General features: G+C 58.8%; 12 protein-coding genes. 7 read left to right on the forward strand and 5 right to left on the reverse strand.

Annotated features, from left to right (window positions below; genetic code table 11):
• Positions 1 to 90 precede the first annotated feature (90 nt).
• Together metH and KGB14_RS07195 are read left to right on the forward strand one after the other, a co-directional pair.
• Entirely contained in the window at positions 91 to 3,801 is a 3,711-nt protein-coding gene (gene metH / locus KGB14_RS07190; protein ID WP_223485206.1) for a methionine synthase, read from the forward strand.
• A 193-nt stretch (positions 3,802 to 3,994) separates the two neighbouring features.
• Complete coding sequence (locus KGB14_RS07195; RefSeq protein ID WP_223485208.1) at positions 3,995 to 4,216, forward strand: DUF2970 domain-containing protein; 222 nt, start codon at positions 3,995 to 3,997, stop codon at positions 4,214 to 4,216.
• A 19-nt stretch (positions 4,217 to 4,235) separates the two neighbouring features.
• Here KGB14_RS07195 and KGB14_RS07200 read toward each other — a convergent pair whose 3' ends face one another.
• Entirely contained in the window at positions 4,236 to 5,321 is a 1,086-nt protein-coding gene (locus KGB14_RS07200; RefSeq protein ID WP_223485210.1) for an ABC transporter substrate-binding protein, read from the reverse strand.
• Between the two features lie 523 nt (positions 5,322 to 5,844).
• Between KGB14_RS07200 and KGB14_RS07205 the strand changes: the two genes are divergently transcribed.
• Together KGB14_RS07205 and KGB14_RS07210 are read left to right on the forward strand one after the other, a co-directional pair.
• Positions 5,845 to 7,503, forward strand: a complete 1,659-nt coding sequence (locus tag KGB14_RS07205) for a nitrite/sulfite reductase (RefSeq protein ID WP_223485212.1) — start codon at positions 5,845 to 5,847, stop codon at positions 7,501 to 7,503.
• Positions 7,487 to 7,981 (forward strand): DUF934 domain-containing protein, encoded by a 495-nt coding sequence (locus tag KGB14_RS07210; RefSeq protein ID WP_223485214.1) that lies wholly within the window; start codon positions 7,487 to 7,489, stop codon positions 7,979 to 7,981. Before KGB14_RS07205 ends, KGB14_RS07210 begins: the two co-directional genes overlap by 17 nt.
• Before the next feature lie 48 nt (positions 7,982 to 8,029).
• On the opposite strand, the gene KGB14_RS07215 is transcribed toward KGB14_RS07210, so the two are convergent.
• Entirely contained in the window at positions 8,030 to 11,947 is a 3,918-nt protein-coding gene (locus KGB14_RS07215; RefSeq protein WP_223485216.1) for a dermonecrotic toxin domain-containing protein, read from the reverse strand.
• Between the two features lie 182 nt (positions 11,948 to 12,129).
• A complete protein-coding gene (gene sohB / locus KGB14_RS07220; protein WP_223485217.1) occupies positions 12,130 to 13,152 on the reverse strand; it encodes a protease SohB in 1,023 nt (340 codons plus the stop codon).
• A gap of 202 nt (positions 13,153 to 13,354) precedes the next feature.
• Between sohB and KGB14_RS07225 the strand changes: the two genes are divergently transcribed.
• The 3 genes from KGB14_RS07225 (at position 13,355) to KGB14_RS07235 (ending at position 16,597) form a co-directional block, all read left to right on the forward strand.
• Positions 13,355 to 14,065 (forward strand): histidine phosphatase family protein, encoded by a 711-nt coding sequence (locus KGB14_RS07225; protein WP_223485219.1) that lies wholly within the window; start codon positions 13,355 to 13,357, stop codon positions 14,063 to 14,065.
• 64 nt (positions 14,066 to 14,129) lie between these two features.
• Positions 14,130 to 14,444: an SCP2 sterol-binding domain-containing protein gene (locus tag KGB14_RS07230; RefSeq protein WP_223485221.1), complete on the forward strand. Its 315-nt coding sequence runs from the start codon at positions 14,130 to 14,132 to the stop codon at positions 14,442 to 14,444.
• A gap of 305 nt (positions 14,445 to 14,749) precedes the next feature.
• Complete coding sequence (locus tag KGB14_RS07235; RefSeq protein ID WP_223485275.1) at positions 14,750 to 16,597, forward strand: amidohydrolase; 1,848 nt, start codon at positions 14,750 to 14,752, stop codon at positions 16,595 to 16,597.
• A gap of 91 nt (positions 16,598 to 16,688) precedes the next feature.
• Here KGB14_RS07235 and KGB14_RS07240 read toward each other — a convergent pair whose 3' ends face one another.
• Both KGB14_RS07240 and KGB14_RS07245 read right to left on the reverse strand, forming a co-directional pair.
• Complete coding sequence (locus KGB14_RS07240) at positions 16,689 to 17,282, reverse strand: hypothetical protein (RefSeq protein ID WP_223485223.1); 594 nt, start codon at positions 17,280 to 17,282, stop codon at positions 16,689 to 16,691.
• An 8-nt stretch (positions 17,283 to 17,290) separates the two neighbouring features.
• Entirely contained in the window at positions 17,291 to 17,944 is a 654-nt protein-coding gene (locus KGB14_RS07245; RefSeq protein ID WP_223485225.1) for a hypothetical protein, read from the reverse strand.
• Between the last annotated feature and the right edge of the window lie 50 nt (positions 17,945 to 17,994).

Raw genomic sequence — 17,994 nt, forward strand, 5'->3', positions numbered from 1 at the left:
CGATATTCATGCAAAACCCGCACATGCTCCAAAAGCGCACAGGTTTGCTATTATCCCGGCCCTTCGTCATGGCCTTACCGAGTAGTCCAAATGTCCGATCGTAGCGTTCGCCTTCAAGCTCTCAAGCACGCCCTCAAAGAGCGCATCCTGATTCTCGACGGCGGCATGGGTACGATGATCCAGAGCTACAAGCTCGAGGAGCAGGATTACCGTGGCAAACGCTTCGCCGACTGGCCGAGCGATGTAAAAGGCAACAACGACTTGTTGGTGCTGACGCGCCCGGACGTGATTGGCGCCATCGAAAAAGCCTACCTGGACGCCGGCGCCGATATTCTGGAAACCAACACCTTCAACGCCACCCAAGTGTCCCAGGCCGACTACGGCATGCAGGGCCTGGCGTATGAACTCAACGTAGAAGGCGCACGCCTGGCGCGCAAGGTGGCGGACGCCAAGACCCTGGAAACCCCGGACAAACCGCGTTTCGTCGCGGGCGTGCTCGGCCCTACCAGCCGTACCTGCTCGCTGTCGCCCGACGTGAACAACCCCGGCTACCGCAACGTGACCTTCGATGAACTGGTGGAGAACTACACCGAGGCCACCAAAGGCCTGATCGAAGGCGGCGCCGACCTGATCCTGATCGAAACCATTTTCGACACCTTGAACGCCAAGGCGGCGATCTTCGCCGTGCAAGGGGTTTACGAAGAGCTGGGCGTCGAGTTGCCGATCATGATTTCCGGCACCATCACCGACGCCTCCGGCCGCACCCTCTCCGGCCAGACCACCGAAGCGTTCTGGAACTCCGTGGCCCACGCCAAGCCGATCTCGGTCGGCCTGAACTGCGCCCTTGGCGCCAGTGAGTTGCGTCCGTATCTTGAAGAGCTGTCGAACAAGGCCAGCACCTACGTGTCGGCGCACCCGAATGCCGGTCTGCCGAACGAGTTCGGCGAGTACGACGAGCTGCCAGCGCAAACCGCCAAGGTCATCGAAGAATTCGCTCAAAGCGGTTTCCTCAACATCGTCGGCGGCTGCTGCGGCACCACGCCGGGCCACATCGAAGCCATCGCCAAAGCGGTGGCCGGTTATGCGCCGCGTGAAATCCCGGACATTCCCAAGGCCTGCCGCCTCTCGGGCCTGGAACCGTTCACCATCGATCGCAGCTCGCTGTTCGTCAACGTCGGCGAGCGGACGAACATCACCGGTTCCGCCAAATTCGCCCGTCTGATCCGTGAAGACAACTACACCGAAGCCCTGGAAGTCGCCCTGCAGCAGGTTGAAGCCGGCGCCCAGGTGATCGACATCAACATGGACGAAGGGATGCTCGATTCGAAGAAGGCCATGGTGACCTTCCTCAATCTGATTGCCGGTGAACCGGACATCTCTCGCGTGCCAATCATGATCGACTCCTCCAAGTGGGAAGTGATCGAAGCCGGCCTCAAGTGCATCCAGGGCAAAGGCATCGTCAACTCGATCAGCATGAAAGAAGGCGTCGAGCAGTTCATTCATCACGCCAAACTGTGCAAACGCTACGGCGCCGCAGTGGTGGTGATGGCCTTTGACGAAGCCGGCCAGGCCGACACCGAAGCGCGCAAGAAAGAAATCTGCAAGCGCTCCTACGACATTCTGGTCAACGACGTCGGCTTCCCGCCGGAAGACATCATCTTCGACCCGAACATCTTCGCCGTGGCCACCGGCATTGAAGAACACAACAACTATGCTGTGGACTTCATCAATGCCTGTGCCTACATCCGCGACGAACTGCCGTACGCCCTGACCTCCGGCGGCGTGTCGAACGTGTCGTTCTCGTTCCGTGGCAACAACCCGGTGCGCGAGGCGATTCACTCGGTGTTCCTGCTGTATGCAATCCGTAACGGTCTGACCATGGGTATCGTCAACGCCGGTCAGCTGGAGATCTACGATCAGATTCCGGCGGAACTGCGCGACGCCGTCGAAGACGTGATCCTCAACCGCACTCCGGAAGGCACTGACGCCCTCCTCGCCATCGCCGACAAGTACAAGGGCGACGGCAGCGTCAAGGAAGCCGAGACCGAAGAGTGGCGCAACTGGGACGTCAACAAGCGTCTGGAACATGCGCTGGTCAAGGGCATCACCACCCACATCGTCGAAGACACCGAAGAATCGCGCCTGTCGTTCTCGCGTCCGATCGAAGTCATCGAAGGCCCGTTGATGGCCGGTATGAACATCGTTGGCGACCTGTTCGGCGCCGGCAAAATGTTCCTGCCGCAAGTGGTGAAATCCGCCCGCGTGATGAAGCAGGCCGTGGCCCACTTGATCCCGTTCATCGAACTGGAAAAAGGCGACAAGCCGGAAGCCAAGGGCAAGATCCTCATGGCCACGGTCAAGGGCGACGTGCATGACATCGGCAAGAACATCGTCGGCGTGGTGCTGGGTTGTAACGGCTACGACATCGTCGACCTCGGCGTGATGGTGCCGGCGGAGAAAATCCTGCAGGTCGCCAAAGAACAGAAATGCGACATCATCGGCCTGTCCGGTTTGATCACGCCTTCGCTGGATGAAATGGTTCACGTGGCCCGCGAGATGCAGCGTCAGGACTTCCATCTGCCGTTGATGATCGGTGGCGCGACCACGTCCAAGGCACACACGGCAGTGAAAATCGAACCCAAGTACAGCAACGACGCGGTGATTTACGTCACCGATGCCTCCCGCGCCGTGGGCGTGGCGACGCAGTTGCTGTCCAAGGAGCTGAAGGCCGGTTTCGTCGAGAAGACCCGCCTGGAATACATCGACGTTCGCGAGCGCACCGCCAACCGCAGCGCCCGTACCGAACGCCTGAGCTACCCGGTGGCCATCGCCAAGAAGCCGCAGTTCGACTGGGGCAGCTACGAGCCGGTCAAACCGACGTTCACTGGCGCCAAGGTGCTGGACAACATTGATCTGAAGGTGCTGGCCGAATACATCGACTGGACGCCGTTCTTCATCTCCTGGGACCTGGCCGGGAAATTCCCGCGCATCCTCCAGGACGAAGTGGTCGGTGAAGCCGCCACCGCGCTGTACGCCGACGCCCAGGAAATGCTCGCCAAACTGATCGACGAAAAACTCATCAGCGCCCGTGCGGTGTTCGGCTTCTGGCCGGCCAATCAGGTGCGCGACGATGACATCGAAGTCTACGGCGATGACGGCAAGCCATTGGCCAAGCTGCATCACCTGCGCCAGCAGATCATCAAGACCGACGGCAAACCGAACTTCTCCCTGGCCGACTTTGTCGCGCCCAAGGACAGCGGCGTGACCGACTACGTGGGCGGCTTCATCACCACCGCAGGGATCGGTGCCGAAGAAGTGGCCAAGGCCTATCAGGATGCGGGCGACGACTACAACTCGATCATGGTCAAGGCCCTCGCCGACCGTCTGGCCGAGGCGTGTGCCGAGTGGCTGCATCAACAGGTGCGTAAAGACTACTGGGGCTACGCCAAGGACGAGACGCTCGACAACGAGGCGCTGATCAAAGAGCAATACACCGGCATCCGCCCTGCTCCAGGCTACCCGGCCTGCCCGGATCACACCGAGAAAGCCACGCTGTTCAAGCTGCTGGACCCGGAAGCGGAAGAACTCAAGGCCGGCCGCAGCGGTGTGTTCCTCACCGAGCACTACGCCATGTTCCCGGCGGCAGCGGTCAGCGGCTGGTATTTCGCGCACCCGCAGGCGCAGTATTTTGCCGTGGGCAAGATCGACAAGGATCAGGTGCAGAGCTACACCTCGCGCAAAGGTCAGGAGTTGAGCGTGACCGAGCGCTGGCTGGCGCCTAACCTGGGTTACGACAACTAAGCGGTCTCTTGGCCACAGTCTGTGGCCAACAGAGATCCTCTGTGGGAGCGAGCCTGCTCGCGATGAGTACCGTCCAGTTAACATTGATGTCGACTGTCAGTACGCTATCGCGAGCAGGCTCGCTCCCACATTTGATTTGTGCATGCCGTGGATTGTCTATGCTTAGCTCTTACACATAAGTGATGGGGGATTTATGGACGATCCAGTCGACAACAACAAGCCGCCTACCTTCTGGCAGATGCTGCACAGCGTCATGGCGGCGGCGTTCGGGGTGCAGAGCGGGAAGAACCGGGCCCGGGACTTCACGCATGGCAAGCCCAGTCATTTCGTGATTCTGGGGATTCTGTTCACGGCAGTGTTCGCGTTGACGCTGTTTGGCATCGTGAAACTGGTGCTGCACCTGGCGGGGGTCTGAGCCTGCGTCTTTGGGCCAATCAGTGCATCAAGGCCTGCAAGCTGAACGGGTAGCGATACGACGTCGGCCGCCCCTTGGCCGAGAGTTTCTGGAAATCCACGCCATAATCCTGCGTAGCACTCAACGCCAGCAACCGCTTGGCTTGCGCCCGATCGATCAGTTGCAACAACGGAATCTGCCGGTCGCGCCCGCCGTACTGGCTGATGTCCACACCCTGATCGTAGTCATGCAGTTGCACCAGGGCCCAACCACCCAGCGTGAAGTGCCCGCCCAACAGCACACTCAAACGCCCATCCAACAGCGCCTGTAACGCGGTCGGTGAATTGTTGATAGCGCTGAACAGTACGTCCTTGCCGGGTTGGCCGCCCGTTTCGGCGTAGGCCTGCATGGCGCCAAAGGCCATTTCATCGTTGGCCGACCAGACCAGCGACGTTTGCGGATAGCGCTTGAACAATAACCTGGCCTGTTCATAGGCGCGCTCGCGGGTCCAGCCGCCATAGACCAACTGGCGCAACCGCACTTCAGGGTGTTCGGCCAATGCCCGCATCATGCCCTTCTCACGCTGTTGCGCGGCTGGCGTGATCTTCAGGCCGGAAAAGGCCACGAGATCAATGACCTGACCGGGCGCGACCGGGCGATGCAGGCGAATCAGCTCCTTGAGCATCAAGTAGCCGCCCTCCTCATTGTTGGGCACCAGGCTGCCCAACCAGTCGGGATACTTGTCTGGCTGGGCGCCGAGCAGACGCATCTGGTCGGCGGTCAGCCCGTTGTTGACCAAAAACAGCTTCACGCCGCTGCCTTGAGCCAGGCGCAGGATTTCGGGCGCGACGTACAGTTCGTTGACGAACACCAGATAGTCCGGCCGATTCGGCCCTTGCAGGGCTTCGCGGGCCTGCTTGAGTGTGGTTTCAGCGTTTCGCTCGGAATACTGGATGCGTAAATCCATGCTCAGGTCCTTGGCTGCGGCCTGCATGAACTGCGAGTAACTGACCCAGAACACCTCTTGGGTAGTCCCTGGGTTCAGGAACAATACCGAAGCCGCCTGGGCACACGGTCCCAGGACCGTACCAAGCGCCAGCACTACGCCACAGAAGAACTTCAACATAAATCGTCCGAGCCCCCGAAAATCCGCTGCGCATTATAGCCAGCGAAGTCCCTTGAAACGGCGCTTATTCGGCTGTTGTCCGACGATCGTCGGCGCCGGGCCCGGACGGGGTCGTTTATTGATGGCTGACCCAGAACACCGCGGTGCTCACGACCAGGATGATCAGGAACAAAATCGCCCAGGCGTCGACCGTGCTATCGCTTTTCCTTGCTTTGGTTGGGTTGCTCATTGCATCGCCTCTTGTCGGTTTTATCGGTGATTGCATAAAGACTCGAGCACAGTTAAGACGATGATTGCCCGCACCACAAATGTGGGTTTTACCTCCATGAACTTCATTAGTCGTTTTGGTTCTTTACATATACTCAAACATCACTTTTGCGCATAACTGCAAACTGGTATCTTGCGTCCGCTCCGTTGGGAGTGCGCGGCCGTGCGCGCAGAATTGCCGAGGCAGTATCGGAGACTTCAGCAAGCGAAAAACGCAACTGGATCCGACCGGCCCAAGCCTGAGAACAGGACTTATATGTACGTATACGACGAGTACGATCAGCGGATCATCGAGGACCGCGTCAAGCAGTTCCGTGATCAGACCCGACGCTATCTGGCAGGCGAGCTGAGCGAAGAAGAATTCCGCCCCCTGCGCCTGCAAAATGGCCTTTACATCCAGCGCTTTGCCCCGATGCTGCGGGTAGCGGTGCCTTATGGCCAACTCACTTCGCGCCAGACGCGAATGATCGCCAAGATTGCCCGCGACTATGACAAGGGCTATGCCCACATCAGTACCCGGCAGAACGTGCAGTTCAACTGGCCGGCCCTGGAAGACATTCCGGACATCCTGGCCGAACTGGCGACCGTGCAGATGCACGCGATCCAGACCAGCGGCAACTGCCTGCGCAACGTCACCACCGACCAGTTCGCCGGTGTCGCAGCCGATGAGCTGATCGACCCGCGCCCATGGTGCGAAATTGTCCGTCAGTGGACCACGTTCCACCCGGAATTCGCCTACCTGCCTCGTAAATTCAAAATTGCCATCAACGGTTCGACGTCTGACCGTGCGGCCATTGAAGTCCATGACATCGGCCTTGAGCCGGTGCACAACGCTGCTGGCGAACTGGGTTTCCGTGTGCTGGTTGGCGGCGGCCTGGGCCGTACTCCGGTGGTGGGCGCGTTCATCAACGAGTTCCTGCCGTGGCAGGACCTGTTGAGCTACCTCGATGCCATCCTGCGGGTCTACAACCGCTACGGCCGTCGCGACAATAAATACAAGGCGCGGATCAAGATCCTCGTCAAGGCCCTGACGCCTGAAGTGTTCGCGCAAAAAGTCGATGCGGAAATGGAACACCTTCGCGGTGGCCAGACCACATTGACCGAGGCCGAAGTGCATCGCGTGGCCAAACACTTCGTCGACCCGGACTATAAGGCTCTGGACAACCAGACGGCCGAACTGGCCGAGCTCGACAAGCAGCACCCAGGCTTCGCCCGCTGGCGCACCCGCAACACCCTGGCCCACAAGAAGCCGGGTTATGTGGCTGTAACCCTGTCCCTGAAGCCGACTGGCGTTGCGCCGGGCGACATCACCGACAAGCAGCTCGATGCCGTGGCCGATCTGGCCGATCGTTACAGCTTCGGTCAACTGCGCACCTCTCACGAGCAGAACATCATTCTGGCCGACGTTGAGCAGACCCAACTGTTCGCGATGTGGGGCGAGTTGCGTGAGCAAGGTTTCGCCACGCCGAACATCGGCTTGCTGACCGACATCATCTGCTGCCCGGGCGGTGACTTCTGCTCCCTGGCCAACGCCAAATCGATCCCGATCGCCGAATCGATCCAGCGCCGTTTCGACGACCTGGACTACCTGTTCGACATCGGCGAGCTGGACCTGAACATCTCCGGTTGCATGAACGCCTGTGGTCACCACCACGTTGGCCACATCGGCATTCTCGGGGTGGACAAGAAAGGCGAAGAATTCTACCAGGTGTCCCTGGGTGGCAGCGCCAGTCGCGATGCGAGCCTGGGCAAGATCCTCGGCCCGTCTTTCGCCCAGGAAGCCATGCCTGACGTGATCGAGAAGCTGATCGACGTGTACATCGAACAACGTACCGAAGACGAGCGCTTCATCGACACCTATCAGCGTATCGGCATCGACCTCTTCAAGGAGCGCGTCTATGCAGCGAATAATTAAGAACAACGAAGTCGTCGACGAAACCTGGCACCTGCTGCCCAAGGACTTCAACATCGACGAGATCAGCAACTGCGACGACCTTATCGTCCCGCTGCAACTGTGGCGCGAGCACAGTCGTATGCTCAAGGCCCGCGATGGCGGCCTGGGCGTGTGGCTGGATGCCGACGAAGAAGCCGAAGAAATCGGTGAAGACGTTGCACAGTTCCAGGTCATCGCCTTGAACTTCCCGGCCTTCACCGATGGGCGTAACTATTCCAACGCCCGGCTGCTGCGTGACCGTTATGGCTTCAAAGGCGAACTGCGGGCGATCGGCGATGTGCTGCGCGACCAGCTGTTCTACCTGCATCGCTGCGGTTTCGACGCCTTTGCATTGCGGGCCGATAAAGACCCGTATGAAGCCCTGAAAAGTCTCCAGGACTTCTCGGTGACCTATCAGGCCGCCACCGACGAACCGCTGCCGCTGTTCCGTCGCCGTTGATGTCCAGGGCCTTGAACCCTTTCTGAGGGGTTCAAGGCCTTTCCCCTGCTACAAAGCTTGCTGTTGCGCCAGCGGAATCGGCCGCCCCATATTCACCCAGTCGCGGTAAAGCTGAACCCGATCCTCCAGAACCGTGAACAGCTTGAAGGGGTTTTCCGCGTCGGCAATTGTCGTTTCGACACATTGGCGCAACCAGCCCCACAACTCCTCCGAAGCATCCACTTCACGCAACAGTCGCCATACTCGCGCTTGCAGCAACCAGTAACCGACCTGGAAATCCGCCGTCAGGCTCAACCCGTCCATGACCCGCAAAAAGGCACCACCCGATGGTTTGGCTGCCAGCCGCTGCCAGATCTGCTGTCGAGCCGTGCGTATTAACTCATCATCCTCCTCCAGCCAGGGGCTCGCGCTTCCATAATCAACACCCGGCTGGCTCAGCCAAAGATTGATGCCGGTACGCTCGCGATGCTCCACCAGACGAATCAGCGTGTCCTCATCCGCCAACGGATTGCCCCAGAGCTTTATTCGATCCCGGGCAACAGCCTGGTTCAAGACCGCATAGGGAACCCGGCTGATTTGGTTGTCACGCAAGTCCAGTGATGTCAGATACGGTTGATCGGCGATGCCGAGCGGGCAACGGCTGATCCCGGTATTTTTCAGATTAAGCACGCGCAATTCGTTCAACCCCAGCACAACAGGTGGTATGGCCAAAGGGTTTTCACTCAGGTCCAGCATTTGCAATCTGACCAGATTGCTCAGCTGTGAAGCGGTGTTCTCCTCGAACCGCAAAAAAGTGGATTTCAAGTCGAGTGTCGTGAGCTGGGTCATGTGCGGGATCGATGATGGCAACCCCCCCTGCTGTAATCCGTCGTCGAGGAACACACGCAAGTCGACCCGTTCCAGGCTCAGGGTGCGAAGATTGGGAAAACTTTCCAGGAAAACGTCCAGACTTTCCCGCTCCAGCACGTGCACACCTCGCATTGTCAACTCAGTCACTTCATCGAATCGCTCGCTCATGGCAGGCAATCGATGGAAGTCCTCGTAGTCCAGATTCAATCTGTACCCGGTAAATATCCCGTCTGAATAAAGATGATTGGCGTGAGGTGGGCGTTTCTGCCAGATCGCAATCAGTTCTTCAGCCAGCTCGGACCGGGCTTGCCGCTCGTACTCCATCACGTGTTGCGCCTGCTCGATGTTGTGCGCGGCAATTTGCGCTGCATTCATCCCCGCAGCGGCCTCGTCTCCCCTCTCCAGGAAATCGACGTCCATGTCATCAATGTCCAGCACCGTGCGGTCGACGAAGTCATTCAGATCCGTACGAAGTTGTTCAAGCCGGAGCGTCAATCCATCCAGATGTGCCTGGGCGCCATTGCCCACTGACTGCAGCAGCGCATCGGCCTGGGCATCGGTGAAGTCGGGATATATGTATTTCACCTGCAGCCGCATCATCTGGTTTGTCAGCGCGCTGCTTTGCGGTGTCATCGGATAACCGCCACCGCGCAATCCTTGTGCTTCGAACGGTAACCCCGAATCCATCCTGCCGAGGCCGAGCATAAGCTCCGAGTGCGGCAATGCTCGCTCACCGAGGCTGAGCCTTAACGCTTGGGCCTGATCCAGCAAAGGCAACGACAGCGCCGTGCGCTCCTCGGCAGACAACATACCGAGCAGCGCCGTAAACAGATCCGTGCCTTCGGTGGTCGGATCCACCGTAGCACCCTGATAAAAATTCCCGACCTTGATCAGCCGGCGACAGTCCGGCGCATCGAACGGGCCGCAGCGATCCACTATCCGGCCAGTGATCGCCCCCTCAAGCACTTCGATTCGCAAGCCTTTTGGCCAACCGGGCAGACGCACGAGTGAATGCAATGCCAGAACGTCAGATTCGGGGTTGACGATCGAGCGTAAGTACAGGCTTTCGTACGCTCGATTAAGTCGCACATGCTGTTGATATTGACGCGCCTTGCCGTCCAGGCGCCTGAAGGCTTGCAGTACTTCGCCAGCGTCGACCGGCTGCTCCATCTCGATGCCCGAGCGGTCGAGAAACTGTTCCACGACATTTTTCGGCAAGCCGGGATACTCCCGCTGGAATAACCGCACCCATTGCTGCTCGGAGTACTGGAGCGCCTGATAACGGCTGTTGAACAGCCCTGCCCGCTCTGCCGGATCGACAACCGCTTCAAGCTCCTGGTCGAGCTTGAAACGGCTGATGGTATCGGCCAGCAACGGCGTCGGCGGACGCCCGACTTGCATCCACCGCAACATGTCGTCATCGACGGTACTGATCCGGGCGATTTGGCCCAGCACCTCGTCGCTGAACGAGGCGAACGGCGCACAGACGCCACGCATCAATTCCAGGCGTGTCGCCACCGTTGGCGCTGGCGGCGGAGTGAGGGATATGGACATGTCGGGGTGAGGCTCACTGCCAGGCTCATGTTCCGCTACCGTGGAGTCCTCCAACGTCCTGGCCAGCGTTTCGGCGGAGGCACTTTCACTTTTAAGTGCCGCTACCGCTCCGGCCAGCGGTAGCGCATTGAGCAAGCCGAACACGGTACGCGTCACGCCTTCGGAGCGTTTTTCCGGGGTTTCACCGTTGATTGCCTGGCTGAGGCCATAACCGGCATCAATGATTCCGGCCAGTACCAACAACCCTTCGCCTCCCGGGACAAACAAGGCCAATGGACCGAACTGGTTGACCCACCGCACAAGCGGCTCGACCACCGCACTCAAATTGTCGCGATTGACCTGGGCATCGTCGCGGATGGTTTTGACGCTGGCCATGGCCGCCTGTTTCATGGTCAGCACCAACTGCGCAAATGGGTCGGTGGCAGCAGACGCCCACGCAACGTCGATATAGTCATGCGGGTCCCAATAGCCATCATCGTTGAAAAACCCGGCATTGTTTTTCAGCCGGTGCTTCTTCGGGTAGATCGCCATCCCTTCCAGTGCAGTCAGCACCCCCGCATGAAAGGTGCCGTCTTCACGATCATCGTCGGCAAAATGCGCGGCCAGCGCCTGGCGGGTGTCTGCCGTGCGGCCCTGGCTCACGACCCATTGACGCATGTGGCGCATATCAGCGAATTCATGCAGCGGTGAGGAGTTTCCCGGCACGTTCAGCAGCACTCCGCCGCTGGAGCGGTGGCGATAACACCAGATATCGTTCGCGGTATAACGATAAATCGACAGGCGACCGACCTCTATCTGCGAACTGACGCGAGTCGCTGCCTGCAGTTGTGCGATTTTCAGCGTGTCCCAGGCCTGATTCACAGGCAATCCGCCTGCCCGCATTGCCAGTGCCAGACCTTCCTGGCTCAGACTGCCTTCTTGATATTGCAGACAGGCACTCATGACAAAAGCAGCCTTGACCGACGTTCTTAGTGCGTATGGTTCGGCCTGCACGATCCGCTCATCAGCGGGCCAGGCGTGATCAAGATAAGCCTGATAGCGGGTCTGCAGTTCCAGTTCCCAGACCCATTTCTTGAAGTCGGCAGGCCTGAGAGCGATTTGCGTGGCGGGTCCGTAAGCCTGTGGCACCGTTTGCCGATAGATGCCTTCATAATCTTCGTGGTTGCCTGAGCCGTGGTTGGCGAACTCATCGACATTCTCCACGATACGCACGGAGGGCCCGACATCGGGAGGCGTGTATAGGCCGAATGCGGTTTCGCCGAAGCGTCCGTCAGCGACAGTTTGATAATTGGACAGTAATGCCTGCACCAGCGTTTGCGAGCTCAGCACCCGGCCTTGCTGGATACCGTTCTGTTGCGGGTGCCCCCGGTAGTTGTAATCAAGCGTCACCAACAGGGCTGCCTGCGGGTCGATACCCTGCCCCCATTTTTCCTTGATCAACTGTGCGCCAAATTGTTCCGGAGATTGCGGCAGCGCTGTGCTCACCGCCCATTTCAGTTCGTCACGCATTGGCAGAACAGATGGACTCGGCGCAGCAACCTTGTCGCCAGGGTGGTCATTCATATGCATTCCATTGCAAATATTGGGAACGGCAACATAGCCCACTGGCCTCAGGATCGGCAGCAGGAAGGATCGGCAACACATTTAGGAGAATTCGCTGATGGTTGAAGGCAACCAGAGACAGGAAGATTTGCAGGCAAAAAAAACCGCAGCGCACGCCACGGTTTGATTTGTTCAGTGAAGCGTTACCAGAAACGTTGCTGGGTCAACCGGGTCCACCAGCTCAGCAACACGCGATCGACCGAACCGCTGGCCGCCATGCCGATGCGCTCCTGAAGGCTTTTGCGTTCGGCATAATGCAAGTGATAGAGCTCGGACTGTTTGGCGCGTTCGGCGAGGTATTCATCGCTGGTCTTGAGTTCATCCACCAGCTGTTTATCCAGCGCCGTGACCCCCAACCAGATTTCACCGGTGGCCACTTCGTCGATGGCCAGTTGCGGGCGATAGCGGGAAACGAAGTTCTTGAACAGCTGATGGGTGATGTCCAGTTCTTCCTGGAATTTCTCCCGGCCCTTCTCGGTGTTTTCGCCAAACACCGTCAGGGTGCGCTTGTACTCGCCCGCCGTCAGGACTTCGAAATCGATGTCGTGTTTTTTCAGCAGGCGATTGACGTTGGGCAACTGCGCCACCACGCCGATCGAGCCGAGGATTGCGAACGGCGCGCTGATAATCTTCTGGCCAATGCACGCCATCATGTAGCCGCCGCTGGCCGCTACCTTGTCGATACACACGGTCAATGGCACGCCGGCTTCACGAATCCGCGCCAGTTGCGAGGACGCCAGGCCATAGCTGTGGACCATTCCGCCGCCGCTTTCCAGACGCAGTACCACCTCATCCTTTGGCGTGGCGAGGGTCAGCAGCGCGGTGATTTCGTGGCGCAGGCTTTCAGTGGCCGATGCCTTGATGTCACCGTCGAAATCCAGCACAAACACCCGTGGTTTGGCCTCGGGCTTCTTCTTTTGCTTTTTCTCGGTTTTAGCCTGGGACTTGCGCAGGGCCTTGAGCTGATCCTTGTCGAGCAAGGTTTGCTCCAGGCGTTCGCGCAGTCCTTTGTAGAAATCATTGAGTTTGTTGACTTGCAGCTGCCCGGTCGACTTGCGCCGACCTTTGCTGCGCAATGCCGCAAAGCTGGCCAGGACCACCAGGATGGCGATCACCAGGGTCACGGTTTTAGCCAGAAAAATGGCATATTCGGACAGAAACTCCACAGGGACTCCTTCAATCAATGCGCCGCATAAACGCGCGCGGGATACCTTCAGCATACCCATGCGCCGGCCCGGCGACCAGTCGTGAAACTTCGGGCAACACGCTTGTAACGGGCATTTCAAACAAGCGTATGTTTTTTCATTGACAGCTCACCGTCATCCTCATAACCTCGCCAAACCTTCAACGTACCGGGATGACGCGGACGTGGGCAGCATCTACTTGATTCGACATGGCCAGGCCTCCTTTGGTGCAGACGACTATGACGTCCTGTCGCCGACCGGTATTCGCCAGGCAGAAGTCCTCGGCCAGCACCTGGCCGAACTCGGTCTCAGCTTCGATCGCTGCCTGTCGGGCGACCTGCGCCGCCAGCAACACACCGCCAACAGCGCGCTGGAACAGTTCGCCGCCGTCGGTGTGCCGGTGCCGGTGCTGGAAATCGATTCCGCCTTCAACGAATTCGACGCCGACGCGGTGATCCGTGCCCTGCTGCCGGCCATGTTGGAGGACGAGCCCCAAGCGCTGGATATCCTGCGCAACGCGGCACAGAACCGTGCTGAATTCCAACGCATCTTTGCCTTGATCATCGAACGCTGGCTTGCCGGCACCTATGACACACCGGGCCTGGAGAGCTGGCCGGGTTTCGTCGAACGCGTGCAGGCCGGCCTGCATCGATTGCTCGAACAAGCCGACAACACCCAGAAAATCGCCGTGTTCACCTCCGGCGGCACCATCACTGCCCTGCTCCACCTTATTACACAAATGCCGGCAAAGCAGGCCTTTGAACTGAACTGGCAAATCGTCAACACCTCGCTCAACCTGCTGAAGTTTCGCGGTCGCGAGGTAGCCCTGGCTTCCTTCAACGGTCATGCACACCTGCAGCTGCTGAAGGCCCCGGAACTCATCACGTTTCGCTGAGTCCGGATTATTGTGACCCTGGCTGTAATCACCCAGCTCTTATTACCCAAGAAAGGATCGAACCATGACCTCCGTAGCTGATGCCGTACAAGCAATGAAAGCCAAGTTCAACCCAGCCGCTGCTGCCGGTCTGGACCTGGTCTTCGGTTTCCGCATTGACGACACCAAGAACTTCTCGCTGATCGTCAAGAACGGCACCTGCGAACTGCAAGAAGGCGAGAACCCGGACGCCCAGGTCACTCTGGTGATGGACGGTGAAACCCTGGAAGGCATCGTCGACGGTTCGACCGACGGCATGCAAGCGTTCATGGGCGGCAAACTGCGCGCTGAAGGCGACATGATGCTGGCGATGAAACTGTCCGAGCTGTTCTCGGGCTAAGCACGCCGCTCCCGTCTTTCGGGAGCACGTCTGGCTGCAAACGAATCCCGCCCCTCGTGGCGGGATTCGTCGTTTTCGCCCTCGGAAAACGGCTATCTGCGGATTTGCGGTCTATATTCCTTCTGGCCGCATGCGTCAGACATCGGCTGTTTGCCCTCACTTCTTTTGTGAAGATTTTTGTGGAGAGCACTGCCATGAGTCCACCTGACGAGCACAACGACTTCAGTCGTCGCCGTGTACTGCAAGGTCTCTCGGCAGGCGCCGTCGGTACCTGGGTCAGCCCACTATTCGCAGGGAGTAAAACCATGCCTGAAACTCCAGCCGATCTGATTCTGTACAACGGACGCCTGCACACCGTCGACCGCAAGAAACCCCAGGCCAGTGCCGTCGCGATCAAGGACGGGCGCTTCGTGGTGGTTGGCGGCGACGCCCAGGCCATGGCCCTGCAAGGTCCTGGCACCCAGATCATTGACCTGCATGGCCGAACGGTAATTCCCGGTCTCAACGACTCCCACCTGCACTTGATCCGTGGCGGCCTGAACTACAACCTCGAACTGCGCTGGGAAGGCGTGCCGTCACTGGCCGATGCCCTGCGTATGCTCAAGGAGCAGGCCGATCGCACACCGACGCCGCAATGGGTGCGGGTAGTCGGTGGCTGGAACGAGTTCCAGTTTGCCGAGAAGCGCCTGCCGACGATTGAAGAACTGAACAAGGCCGCCCCGGACACCCCGGTGTTCGTCCTGCATCTCTATGACCGCGCCCTGCTCAACCGTGCCGCGCTGAAAGTGGTCGGTTATACCCGCGACACGCCGAACCCGCCGGGTGGCGAGATCCAGCGCGATGCCAATGGCGACCCCACCGGCATGCTGATCGCCCGCCCCAACGCGATGATCCTCTACTCGACCCTGGCCAAAGGGCCGAAGTTGCCGCTGGAGTACCAAGTCAACTCGACCCGCCAGTTCATGCGTGAACTCAACCGGCTGGGCGTCACCAGCGCCATCGATGCCGGCGGCGGTTATCAGAATTACCCGGACGACTATCAAGTCATCCAGCAACTGGCCAAAGACCAGCAGCTCACGGTGCGCATTGCCTACAACCTGTTCACCCAAAAACCCAAGGAAGAGCTGACCGACTTCAAAAACTGGACCAGCACCTCCCATTACGGTCAAGGCGATGACTTCCTGCGGCACAACGGTGCCGGGGAAATGCTGGTGTTCTCGGCGGCGGATTTCGAAGACTTCCTTGAGCCACGCCCCGACCTGCCGCAAACCATGGAGCAGGAGCTGGAACCGGTGGTCCGTCACCTCGTCGAACAGCGCTGGCCCTTCCGCCTGCACGCTACCTACAACGAATCCATCAGCCGCATGCTCGACGTGTTCGAGAAGGTCAATCGGGATATTCCGTTCAACGGCTTGCCGTGGTTCTTCGATCACGCCGAAACCATCACCCCACGCAACATTGAACGGGTCAAAGCCCTGGGCGGTGGCATCGCGATCCAGGACCGCATGGCGTTTCAGGGCGAATACTTTATCGATCGTTACGGCGCGAAAGCGGCCGAAGTGACACCACCGATCGCGCGCATGCTGGCCGAGGGTGTGCCGGTGGGCGCCGGCACCGATGCCACGCGCGTGTCCAGCTACAACCCCTGGACCTCGCTGTACTGGCTGGTCAGCGGCCGCACCGTCGGCGGGCTGGCGCTGTACCCACAAGGCTTGAGCCGCGATACGGCGCTGGAACTCTTCACCCACGGCAGCGCCTGGTTTTCCTCCGAGCAAGGCAAGAAGGGCCAAATCAAGGTCGGGCAACTGGCGGACCTGATTGCACTGTCGGCAGACTACTTCCACATCGAAGACGAAGCCATCAAGTGGATCGAGTCGGTGCTGACCATTGTCGACGGCAAGATCGTCTACGGCAGCGTCGAATTCGAAAAACTGGGGCCTGCGCCCATCCCGGTAGTGCCTGAATGGTCGCCCGTGGTGAATGTTCCGGGACACTGGAAACCACTGGCGCCGCTGACCGCGCAAGTGCACCAGTGCGTGGGCGCTTGCGCGGTGCATGCCCACAGCCATGAGCGGGCGCGATTGTCCTCGGCGCCGGTCAGTGACTTTCAAGGGTTCTGGGGGGCGTTTGGGTGTTCGTGTTTTGCGTTTTGATGGGGCTTTTGGGCGCCGAGGAAGGCGCCCTGTTCAATCAGTGCGAGAGTTTTTCAAAGCGCTGGGTCAATCAGCTTCAGCGCGCCCTCAATCAACGCTGGCGTTGTTCAGCTTCATCCAGTTCCTTGAATGTCCGAACGTACTCAGCATCGGACTCCTGATTCGCATAAACCAGTGTTGCACTGTTGTCATCGATCAAATCCCCCGTCTGCGCATCTCGGCTGAAAGTGATCACAAAGCGTTTTTGATCCAGATTGAGAAACAGTTGGTAGAGATCGACCGGTCTGTCAGGCTTTTCGAATTTGCTGATCCAGTAGCGGACTCGATGGCTGAGGGCTGGAGGCTGGTTAATCAATGACTCTGTATTCACCTCAGGGAAATCATACTCAAGTGCTACACCCGCTATAGCGACCAGGTCTTCATTCATGCGTTCGGTAATCGGCAGGGGCTTATTGCGCAACATGGTTTCCACACTCGCTTCAGGAGGCGTACCCATGATGCGACGGCGGTACATTCCACTATCGAACCAGCGGGTCGCATCGAAACGATTGTCGTCAGGACTCCAGATGCCGTAATACATCATCACTTTTGAGGACATGTCATCTTCCTTGCCAACGATATTAAGACCAATAAGCACCGCGACCGCACATAGGCCGATTACGGAAAAAGCATTCAATTTCTTCATGTAGGCGGTCATTTGGCGGGCTTGTATTCGCACAGCTTTTTAGGGACGCCGTCAGGTGTATTGCCAGACCGAACCCCGTGAACAGCGCCTTCAGCATCCAGTGGATACCCGAGTGTGTCCTTGTAGTGCTCCCTACCCTGAGCCTGCTTCAACAACGCGGCATCCCTTTCACTCAATGTTTTGACAGGAGCTGCGGGCGCAGTCTCATTCGACAGTTGCGCATTGGCATCCTTCTGCGCCGCTCGATGGGCGCTCAAACGTCGCTGATAATCGCTAAGCTTTTTGCGGTATGCGCGGCTTGCAGCCTTATCGGCTTCCAGTTTGGCCGGTGCTTTTTCCAACGTCGCACGCTCCTCGTCGGTTCCGTAAGTCTGGTCATACAGACTACGCCGGGGGAATGCCCAAACTGTGGCTCCGGTCGCGTCCGCCATGACTTGCGCCAGGCTGAGTTCGTAGTGAGGATTTTCATTCTCTCCTACTTTCAGGCTTGCATTGATTCCCAACCCCGTCCGGCATGCATAGGAGTACATCTTTGCGCCATAGGCGAAGGCATCCGGCGTGAACATACGAGCCTGAGCATCACGCAACCGATAGCTGTCGCGTTTATCGAGTTCGTATCCCAGCTCGATACTGCCCACGACACCATGAGAGAAAAAGTCCATCTGCTTGATCTCCCTGCCCCGGCGCTTTCGCGTGGCAACAAAGTCAACCA

This window comes from Pseudomonas sp. A-RE-19 (assembly GCF_019956555.1).
Lineage (GTDB): Bacteria > Pseudomonadota > Gammaproteobacteria > Pseudomonadales > Pseudomonadaceae > Aquipseudomonas.